Below are 9,675 nucleotides of genomic sequence, written 5' to 3' on the forward strand. Positions count from 1 at the left end.
TGGCATGGCCGACTTTGCGGCTTGTTGGCGTTATTCTCTTTTTTGTCAGAGAAACCGAGCTGAACAGCTTCGTAGCATCATTTTCTTGGTCTTTCTTTTGCAGGACGACGCATGGGCCGGCTTCGATAACCGTGACTGGCACGACATTACCCTCAGCTGTGAACACTTGCGGCGGATACGGCCATCACGGCTACGCAGCGGAAGCTCAAGGCTATGGCGGATACGGCCATCCGGGTTACGCCGCCGAAGCGCAAGGGTATGGCGGATACGGCCATCAAGGATACGGCGCCCAGAACAACGGAGCGCATGTATACGGCGGGGGGAGGTTATCCTCAGGGCATCATGCCGGCCGCAGGAGCGGCTGCTCCCGGTTCATACAATTACGACGGCGGCGGCCAGTGGAATGCAGCTGGAGCAGTCGCCGGCGCCGCCAGTCCTGCCCAGTGGCCTGGATACCAAGGCTGGGGCGCGGAAGCTCAAGGGTATCCCGCCTCTCCGGGAGGCTGGCCGCAGACGGCCGCCGTACAGGGCTACGGCGTGAATCCGGGGTATGGAGGAGCGCCGCCGGATGAAGCTGCTCCGGTAGCGGTCCAGCCTTCCTGCTGCGGAGACAGGGACGAGGAGGAGGCGCAGGCGGCTGAGAAGGCAGTCAAGCCGGAGACCAAATCGAAGGCTGAAGCCAAGCCGGCGAAAACGGGCACGGCAGCCGCGCGCAAGCAGCCAAAAAAAGCGGTTATACGCAGCGCTTCCCGGCCGGCTCCCCGCGCCTCCAAGGGCAGCAAGCCCTGGATCAACCGCTGACGGAAGCCGAGCATGGGGAATGGCCACAGAGCCGAGCCGGGCTGAACTCGCAGCCCGGTTCTTTTTTTATGCTTGCATAATTCATCCAGCCGGAAGGCAGACTAGCCGAAACTGCCAAGAAGGGGCTATGGATGACCATGTTGTCAATCAGCATCTGGAACCATCTGAAACGGAAATATTTGAGGCGCAGGCGCGGCCGCTCGCCGCTCAGCCTGGCCTGCGCGCTTCTGCTTCCTGCAGCGCTTCTGCTGGGCTCTTCCGCAGCCGAGGCGGCCGCTCGGAGCGGGCCGGACCTTACACAGGAGGGGATCTCTTCCTTTCTGGAAGGAAGCGCATCTGCCGCGGTCACGATGAAAAGAGTCTATCTATGCGGAGAGGAAATCCGTCCGCTCGGCGTCATGGATCCTCCTTCCGTGCTGAAGCTGCTCGGCAGCCATCCCGGCTGGGAAGCCGGATTCGATGATAAGGGCGGCGTCGTCGTGACCGAGCGGATCGACGATCTGTCCGAGGCCTGCAAGCAGAGCGCGACTTTCGGGGTGGATGACGGGGGAAGCCTGACGTTGTTCGAAGGTCCTCCGAGCGACGAGAAGGTCATGAAGACGTTTTTTCAGCTCGACCTGCAGTACATGGAAAGCGCGCTGCCCAAGCAGGAACGGGACAGGCTGCTGAGCGGCATCCGCGTCCAGGACAGGGACGAGTTCAACAGCGTCTTGTCGACGTACAACGATTTTGCCCTGGAGAGATCCAGAGGAGCGATGAAGCGCGCCTACTGATTCCGTTCGGATATCAGCAGACTGCGCTTCCGCCGACAGCATGTCTTCCCGTCCGGTTCCAGTCCGGCAAGCCCATTCTCCGAGCGCCTTTGCGAAAAGGCGTTTTTTGCTTTTCGGCGAGCGGTCTGAAACGCTTGTTCTCATGTCATCCACTTCCTGTTATAATAAATAGAGTCTGTTTTTCGCTACATAGAGATAGATTTCATTGTCCAGCTTTCATACAAGGAGAGTGCGCGATGCGGATTTTAGGGATCGACCCCGGCATCGCCATCGCGGGATTCGGGTTCATCGACAAGGACGGCATGAAGCTTACGCCGGTCCAATACGGCTCCATCGAGACGGAAGCCGGCACCCCTCACGAGGTGCGGCTCAAGCAGGTCTACGAGTCTGCTTCGGCTCTGATGGACAAATACAAGCCGGACTCCGTTGCCGTCGAGAAGCTGTTCTTCAACCGCAACGTGACGACGGCCTTCACGGTCGGCGAAGCCCGGGGCGTCATTATTTTGGCCGCCGCGCAGAGGGGGCTTCCCATTACGGAATATACGCCGATGCAGGTCAAGCAGGCCGTCGTCGGCTACGGCAAGGCCGAGAAGCGCCAGGTACAGGAGATGGTGCGGATGTTCCTCAAGCTGGCCAAGGTGCCCAAGCCCGACGACGTCGCCGATGCGCTTGCGGTTGCCGTCTGCCATGCCCACGCTTCCGGCATGATGTCCAAGATAAACGAGGTGCGCCGCAGATGATCGATTTTGTAAAAGGCCGTGTGGCCTATGTGGATACGGATTATATCGTCGTCGACGTTCGGGATGTCGGGTACCAGGTCTACACGCCGAATCCTTACGCGTTCGCCCGGGGGGAGGAGCCGGTAACCGTCTACTGCCACCACCATGTGCGCGAGGACGCGGCGCAGCTGTTCGGCTTCCAGACGAGGGAGGAGCAGGCGCTCTTCCGCAAGCTGCTGGAGGTATCCGGCATCGGGCCGAGGGTCGCGGTCGGAGTTCTGGCCGGCGGCCGCCCGGAGGCGGTCATCTCGGCCATCCACCGCGAGGATTTGAGCTTCCTCACCCGGCTGCCCGGCATCGGCAAGAAGACGGCCCAGCGGATGATTCTGGACCTCAAGGACAAGCTGCAGATCACGTCGGCTTCCATCGAGCTCGTATGGGAAGCCGAAGCCGCCGGCGGAGCGGCAGTCGCCGCCGCCGGCGAGGACAGCTGGGGCGAGGCGAGGGAAGCCCTCGGAGCCCTCGGTTATACGGCGTCGGAGCTGGACCGCGCCTGGGCGGGCATGGGCGGCTCGCAGCAGCCCGGAGAGACCGTGGACGCGCTCATGAAGCGGGCGCTGCAGCAGCTGTTCAAGGGATAGCGGAAAGGGAGGTTTTGCATGGAAGACGATCGCATCATTTCCGCCAATCTGATGATGGAGGACCAGGCTGTCGAATACAGCCTGCGTCCGAGGTATCTCGCCGAGTACATCGGCCAGTCCCAGGTGAAGGACAACCTCAAGGTATTCATCGAGGCGGCCAAGCTCCGCAAGGAGGCTCTCGACCATGTGCTGCTCTACGGCCCGCCGGGACTCGGCAAAACGACTCTCTCGAACATCATCGCCAACGAGCTCGGCGTCAACCTGCGCACGACCTCCGGCCCGGCGATCGAGCGTCCGGGAGATCTGGCCGCCCTGCTCACGAACCTGCAGGAGGGCGATGTGCTGTTCATCGACGAAATCCACCGCTTGAACCGCTCCGTGGAGGAAGTGCTGTACCCGGCGATGGAGGATTTCTGCCTGGACATCATGATCGGCAAAGGTCCCAGCGCGCGCTCCGTGCGGCTTGACCTGCCCCCGTTCACGCTGATCGGAGCCACGACCCGCGCCGGGCTGCTCAGCGCCCCTCTGCGCGACCGCTTCGGAGTCGTCAGCAGGCTGGAGTATTACGGCACGGACGAGCTGGCGTTCATCATCTCCCGCTCCGCCGAGATTCTGGAGGTCGGCATGGTCGGCGATGCGGCCTCCGAGATCGCACTGCGCTCGCGGGGAACGCCGCGGATCGCCAACCGGCTCCTCAAGCGGGTTCGCGATTTCGCGCAGGTCCGCGGCAACGGCATCATTACGAACGAGCTCGCCCAGCAGGCGCTGTCGCTGATCGCGGTGGATCCGCTCGGACTCGACCGGATCGACCACAAGATGCTGCAGGCGATGATCGCCAACTATCGCGGCGGCCCCGTAGGCCTGGACACGATCGCAGCGACGATCGGCGAGGAAAGCCAGACGATCGAGGATGTGTACGAGCCGTATCTCATGCAGATCGGCTTCCTGCAGCGGACTCCGCGAGGGCGTGTCGTCACTCCTCCTGCCTACCGCCATCTGGGCTTGCCCGTACCGGAATAATGGCCGCGGCAGACAAGCCGCATGGCCTAAGGGAGGATCCGCCGATGAAGGAGCAACGGTCCGGAGCCGCTGAAGACAGCGCGCTCACCGTCATCTACGACGGCCAGTGCAACCTCTGCCTCGCCTCGGTCGACAGGCTGGGCCGACTGGGCTCGCGGGCGGAGCTGAAGTTTGTTCCGTTGCAGAATCTGGACCGGCTCCAGGGCCGGGCCGCCGAGCGGTTACTGGACATCGACGCGGAAGCGCTGAGGGACAGGATGCATGTCGTTGACGGCGCAGGGCGCTTGTATGCGGGCAGCGACGCCGTCGTGCGCATCCTGCGCACGGTTCCTGGCTTCGGTCCGGCAGGCTGGCTGTACCGGCTGCCGGGCATGAGCCGTCTTGGAGACCGGATTTATCGCTACATCGCCAAACGCCGCTATGACTGGTTCGGGAAGGCGGACGAAGCCTGTTCCCCGGATGGATGCCGCATTCCCCCCGAGGACCGTACCGACAAGACCCTGTAAGGTGCCCGCCTGCACGCCGGCCGACGGCCGCGAGCCGGCGGAGCACACGGAAGGAGAGAACCATGAACAGACCGATAGCCCGAATTCTCCCCAAAGGCCTGCTGGCAGCCGCCGTTCTGGGCGGCTGCCTCTACTTGCCTCCCAAGGCGGAAGCGGACGGGATCGAGGTCATGGACACGATTCGCGTCGGCTTGTTCATCACCGTACCGAACAAATATACGCTGTCGATTCCGGCCGCAACGTTCAGCTCCGACGGCGGGATAGCCATCGGCGTCAGCCAAGGGGGAACGGCCAAACCTCTGGCTTTCGCTGTCGGCGGCGCGACTGCCCGGGTAGCCGTGGAGAACTATTCCGTCCTGCTGGGAGAGAACAGCTCCTTCGCGGCCGCGCTGGCAGTATTCAAAGCCGTGCAGACTGCCGGAGGAAACGCCGTGCTGGAGGCGGTGGACCGCGGGGGCGGCACTTCCTACCAAGTGTCGGAAGGCTCCTACTCCTCTGCGGCTGCGGCAGGGACCGCTCTTGCCAAATGGAACGCGAACGCGACGGTGAAGGCATTCGGCGGCGGCGCCTCCGTGCGCGGACCGCTTCACCTGGAGACGGCCGCGTACGCGTCCGAGCAGGAGGCGCGGCTCGCGATGGCCTCGTTCAGCGCTTCCGGAACGGATACATTCCTTGCGCTGCGCCCATCGGATTCCTGAACCCGTTATTCCGTCATGGTGGGAGCGGCGGCGGACAGCGCTTCGCTGGAAGCCGTGAAGCTCAAGCTGGCCGGAATCGCGGAGGCGGCCGGGCTGAAGCAGGCTGCGGCGGGCGATTATCTGCTGCAGCGGAGGGATTTGTCCGTCACCCAGAAGGAAGCGGCGCCCGGCATGCTGCTGACTTTCCCGGCGGGCACGAAGGCTGTCGTGTTGCCGTCCTCGACCCAAGGCGTGAAACTTGCCGAGCGCTACGCCCGTACATACAGAGGCCAGTTCGAGTTAAGCAGCTACAACAACGCTCTTGCCGTCATCAACGAGCTTCCGTTCGAGCAGTATCTGTATTCCGTCGTCGGCGGGGAAATGCCCGGCTCCTGGCCGATCGAGGCGCTCAAGGCGCAAGCCGTGGCCGCCCGCTCGTACGCCGTCTACCAGGGGACCGGCTTCGGCATCGCCCAGGTCGTCGACACGACGCTCAGCCAGGCGTACAACGGTGTCGCCTCCGAGAAGGCGACGACCATCAAGGCGGTCGACGATACCAAGGGGCAGGTCATGCTCAGCGGGGGCAAGCCTGTCGAGGCGGTATTCTCTTCCAGCGCCGGAGGGTATACAGCGGATCCATCCGAAGTATGGGGAAGCAAGGTGCCGTATCTGGCTCCGGTCCAAAGCCCGGACGATTCTTCCGAGAACGGCCTGTTCAAATGGTACCGGGTCATGGCTCCGAGCGGCGGCACCGGCTTCATCCGGTCCGACACGGCTGACCTGACCGGCGAGAAGAACGCAGCCGGGGCTGTCATCGCGCGCATCAAGTCCGCCGCTACCAATGTGAGGCCGCTGCCTCTCATCCAGGACGGCGTGAATCCGGTGGACAAGCTGGACGCCGGGGCTAAGGTGACGGTGCTGGAGACAGTCGCTCAGTCCAATGAATTCAACTGGATGCGCGGCCCGTTCACCTCGGCCCAGCTGCTGGATGCCATGAAGGGCAAGACGACCTCGGCCGTATCGGGACCGATTCAGTCGCTGGAGGTCGCCTCGCGCGGACCTTCAGGGCGGGTCATGCAGGTGAACGTGAACGGCAAAGCCGTTCCGGTCAAGTATCCGGACTCCCTGCGCACCGCGCTTGGCAGCTTGCCGAGCACGCGGTTCGCCATCGAGCCGGCCGGGCAGGTGTCGCTTCTCGGCGCCGGCGGCGCCTCGGCGGTCAAGGAAACGGGAGCCGCCGTCCAAGTGCTGGGAGCCGGCGGAGCCAAAGCATCGCCATCGGGCGGAGCGGGCCTGACGGTCATGAACGCCTCCGGAGCCATCCGGCCCGTCTCCGCTTCGCAGACGTGGCTCATCCGGGGAACCGGCAACGGGCACGGCCTCGGAATGTCGCAATACGGCGCCAAGGGCCTGGCCGATACCGGGTATGATTACCAACGCATTCTGAAATACTACTACAAAGAGATTGAACTCGCTAAGGACGGAAGCTGAAGCCATGAACGTAGAAGATTATGATTTTCACCTGCCGGAAGAGCTGATCGCCCAGACCCCTTTGACGGACCGGACCTCCTCGCGCCTGCTCGCTTTGGACAAGCGCACGGGAGAGATCGCCCATCATCGGTTCACGGATCTGAAGCAGTATTTGCGCGAGGGAGACACGCTGGTCGTCAACGATAGCCGCGTGCTTCCCGCCCGCCTGCTAGGCGTCAAGGAGGATACCGGAGCGAAGGCGGAGCTGCTGCTGCTCCGCCAGCTCGAAGGCGATTGCTGGGAGACGCTGGCGAAGCCGGCCAAGAAGCTGAAGGCCGGCACGGTCATCGCTTTCGGCGCCGGCGAAGGCGGCGAGCCGCTGCTGCGCGCAGTCGTGGAAAGCGAAGGCGATATGGGCGGACGCATCGTCCGGTTCCAGTACAGCGGAATATTCCAGGAGCTGCTGGACAGACTGGGCGAGATGCCGCTGCCGCCGTATATCAAGGAACGCCTGGACGACCGGGAGCGGTATCAGACTGTTTATTCCCGCCAGGCGGGATCCGCAGCGGCTCCGACCGCGGGGCTGCATTTCACGCAGCAGTTCCTCCAGGAGCTGCGGGATAGGGGAGTCGGAATCGCTCCGCTGACGCTTCATGTCGGTCTCGGCACATTCCGGCCGATGTCCACGGACACGATTGAAGAGCATGTGATGCACTCCGAGTATTACGAGCTCAGCGAGGAATCCGCCGCGATGATCCGCGCCGCCAAGGAACGCGGCGGCCGAATCGTTGCCGTCGGCACCACGTCGGCCCGCACGCTGGAGACAGCGGCTCAGCGGTATCCGGACGGGCTTCAGGCTTGCAGCGGCTGGACGGATATTTTCATTTATCCCGGATATGAGTTCCGGGCTGTCGACGCCCTGCTGACGAATTTCCATCTGCCCAAGTCGACGCTGGTCATGCTGGTCAGCGCGCTTGCCGGGCGCGAGCATGTCCTGCACGCCTATGCAGAGGCAGTCAACGAGAAGTACCGGTTTTTCAGCTTCGGCGACGCGATGTTTATCTACTAGGAATGGAAGAGTGAACTGTGGCTGTAACTTACGAACTGATCAAAGTATGCAAGCAATCCGGGGCGCGGCTCGGCCGCGTCCATACCCCTCACGGCGTCATCGAGACGCCGGCGTTCATGCCCGTCGGCACCCAGGCTACCGTCAAGACGATGAGCCCGGAAGAGCTCAAGGAAATGGACGCCCATATCATTCTCAGCAACACCTATCACCTGTGGCTCCGTCCGGGCCACGACCTGATCCGCAATGCCGGCGGCCTGCACAAGTTCATGAATTGGGACCGCCCGATTCTGACGGACAGCGGCGGCTTCCAGGTGTTCTCGCTGAGCAACATGCGCAAGATCACCGAGGAAGGCGTCGAATTCCGCTCCCATCTCAACGGCGACCGCTTGTTCCTGTCGCCGGAGAAGGCGATGGAGATCCAGAACTCGCTCGGCTCCGATATCATGATGGCGTTCGACGAGTGCCCTCCGTATCCGGCCGAATACGAATACATCAAAAACTCGCTCGAGCGGACGACCCGCTGGGCGGAGCGCTGCCTCAAAGCCCATGCCCGTCCGCAGGACCAAGGGCTGTTCGCGATCGTCCAGGGAGGCATGCATGCCGACCTGCGCAAGCAGAGCGCGGCGGATTTGACTTCCATGGATTTCCCGGGGTATGCTATTGGTGGTTTGAGCGTCGGGGAACCGAAGCATCTCATGTATGAGGTGCTGGAGGAGACGATTCCGCTCCTGCCGACAGGCAAGCCGCGTTATTTGATGGGCGTCGGATCTCCCGACGCGCTTCTCGAAGGAGCGATTCGCGGAGTCGACATGTTCGACTGCGTGCTTCCGACCCGCATTGCCCGCAACGGCACGACGATGACGAGCGGAGGACGGGTGAACATCCGCAATGCCAAGTACGCGGAGGACCTCGGACCGCTTGATCCGGAATGCGGCTGCTACACCTGCCGCAATTATTCCCGCGCTTATCTGCGGCATCTCATCAAGGCCGACGAGACGTTCGGCATCAGGCTGACGACCTACCATAACCTGCATTTCCTGCTGGAGATGATGCGCGGCGTGCGCCAGGCGATCATGGAGGACAGGCTGCTTGATTTCCGGGACGAATTCTTCACCCAATACGGCCTGCATGACAACGACAAAGGGTTTTAACCAGAATCTCGTTCCGATATTGAAAGGGGTATACACCTATGTTTCTGGCTTCCGGTAGCGCCGGCGGTGGCGGCATGTCCATGCTGCTCATGTTCGGCCTCATGTTCATCGTCTTCTACTTCCTTCTGATCCGTCCTCAGCAGAAGAAGCAAAAGCAGCGCAACGCCCTGCTCGGCTCGCTCAAGAAAGGCGACAAAATCGCGACCATCGGCGGCATGCACGGCACGATCGTGGAGCTGACCGACGACACGGTCGTTCTGCGCGTCAACGATACGACGAGAGTGACGTTCGAACGCAGCGCCATCGCATCCGTCCTGAACAGCGCTCCGGCTCCTGTCGAAGCCAAGACGGAAGAAAAGCTTGAAGTCAAAAGCGACAAAGTGGATCCTGAAGGCACGCTTTAAGCAGCCCGACGCTCCAAAAACCCTTCGGAGAGCAGCTCTCCAAAGGGTTTTTTTATGCGTTGCGGTGCATCTCCAGAGCTGCTTCGGCGAGCTCGCATACCCGCTGCCGCAGCTCCGGAGGATCGACAGCCTCGACGGCGGGTGCGAGCGAGAGCACGACGCCGGCCGCATAGTCCAGCGTATCGAAGCGGACGTCGACGAGCTTCAAGACGGGGGGTTGCTTCCGTCTCCTCCCTTTCTGCCGAAGCCGCCTCGCTTTCAGGGGAATAGGCGCCTACAATCCGCGTATATTCTCATTTTTTGCAGCCTGTCGATGGCATCCGGAGAAGCCTTCAATCGAACAAGAGTGGAAGGCAGCCCTTCAAGGAAGCGGCTCACTGAAGTCCGCCACCACGCCGCCAGGCTGAATGAGGCAGGACGCTCAAAGGGCTCTCCCGTCAAGCG

At 62.4% G+C, this 9,675-nt stretch carries 12 protein-coding genes and 1 pseudogene; 11 read left to right on the forward strand and 2 right to left on the reverse strand.

All coding sequences use genetic code 11. The features are described 5' to 3' along the window. Positions 1-166, reverse strand: a pseudogene (locus BN871_RS26920) (50S ribosomal protein L3); the annotation flags it as partial. A 47-nt stretch (positions 167-213) separates the two neighbouring features. Between BN871_RS26920 and BN871_RS13715 the strand changes: the two are divergent. From BN871_RS13715 to yajC, 11 genes are all read left to right on the forward strand, one after another. Continuing rightward, complete coding sequence (locus BN871_RS13715; RefSeq protein ID WP_048746651.1) at positions 214-801, forward strand: hypothetical protein; 588 nt, start codon at positions 214-216, stop codon at positions 799-801. A 131-nt stretch (positions 802-932) separates the two neighbouring features. Continuing rightward, positions 933-1,574: a BofC C-terminal domain-containing protein gene (locus BN871_RS13720; RefSeq protein ID WP_049867825.1), complete on the forward strand. Its 642-nt coding sequence runs from the start codon at positions 933-935 to the stop codon at positions 1,572-1,574. Positions 1,575-1,810: 236 nt separating this feature from the next. Then, the gene (ruvC, locus tag BN871_RS13725) at positions 1,811-2,314 is read left to right on the forward strand and encodes a crossover junction endodeoxyribonuclease RuvC (protein WP_048746652.1); all 504 of its coding nucleotides are present in this window, start codon (positions 1,811-1,813) and stop codon (positions 2,312-2,314) included. After that, positions 2,311-2,934, forward strand: a complete 624-nt coding sequence (gene ruvA, locus BN871_RS13730) for a Holliday junction branch migration protein RuvA (RefSeq protein ID WP_048746654.1) — start codon at positions 2,311-2,313, stop codon at positions 2,932-2,934. The genes ruvC and ruvA overlap by 4 nt, the downstream gene beginning before the upstream one ends. 18 nt (positions 2,935-2,952) lie before the next feature. Then, positions 2,953-3,954, forward strand: coding sequence for a Holliday junction branch migration DNA helicase RuvB (ruvB, locus tag BN871_RS13735; RefSeq protein ID WP_021881165.1), 1,002 nt, complete (start codon positions 2,953-2,955; stop codon positions 3,952-3,954). A 44-nt stretch (positions 3,955-3,998) separates the two neighbouring features. Then, on the forward strand, positions 3,999-4,460 hold the full coding sequence (locus BN871_RS13740; RefSeq protein ID WP_048746656.1) for a thiol-disulfide oxidoreductase DCC family protein: 462 nt from the start codon (positions 3,999-4,001) through the stop codon (positions 4,458-4,460). 62 nt (positions 4,461-4,522) lie between these two features. Then, positions 4,523-5,158 carry a hypothetical protein gene (locus tag BN871_RS13745; protein WP_021881167.1) on the forward strand — a complete coding sequence of 212 codons (636 nt, stop codon included), beginning with the start codon at positions 4,523-4,525 and terminating at the stop codon, positions 5,156-5,158. A gap of 15 nt (positions 5,159-5,173) precedes the next feature. Beyond that, positions 5,174-6,628: a SpoIID/LytB domain-containing protein gene (locus BN871_RS13750; RefSeq protein ID WP_048746658.1), complete on the forward strand. Its 1,455-nt coding sequence runs from the start codon at positions 5,174-5,176 to the stop codon at positions 6,626-6,628. 4 nt (positions 6,629-6,632) lie between these two features. Beyond that, positions 6,633-7,676 (forward strand): tRNA preQ1(34) S-adenosylmethionine ribosyltransferase-isomerase QueA, encoded by a 1,044-nt coding sequence (queA, locus tag BN871_RS13755; protein ID WP_048746660.1) that lies wholly within the window; start codon positions 6,633-6,635, stop codon positions 7,674-7,676. A 17-nt stretch (positions 7,677-7,693) separates the two neighbouring features. Next, complete coding sequence (gene tgt, locus BN871_RS13760) at positions 7,694-8,827, forward strand: tRNA guanosine(34) transglycosylase Tgt (protein WP_021879620.1); 1,134 nt, start codon at positions 7,694-7,696, stop codon at positions 8,825-8,827. A gap of 38 nt (positions 8,828-8,865) precedes the next feature. Then, positions 8,866-9,231: a preprotein translocase subunit YajC gene (gene yajC, locus BN871_RS13765; RefSeq protein ID WP_021879619.1), complete on the forward strand. Its 366-nt coding sequence runs from the start codon at positions 8,866-8,868 to the stop codon at positions 9,229-9,231. 52 nt (positions 9,232-9,283) lie between these two features. Here yajC and BN871_RS27730 read toward each other — a convergent pair whose 3' ends face one another. Next, positions 9,284-9,439 carry a WYL domain-containing protein gene (locus tag BN871_RS27730; RefSeq protein ID WP_157060291.1) on the reverse strand — a complete coding sequence of 52 codons (156 nt, stop codon included), beginning with the start codon at positions 9,437-9,439 and terminating at the stop codon, positions 9,284-9,286. Positions 9,440-9,675 lie beyond the last annotated feature (236 nt).

It is taken from the genome of Paenibacillus sp. P22 (genome assembly GCF_000469945.2).
Taxonomy (GTDB): Bacteria; Bacillota; Bacilli; order Paenibacillales; family Paenibacillaceae; genus Paenibacillus_O; species Paenibacillus_O humicus.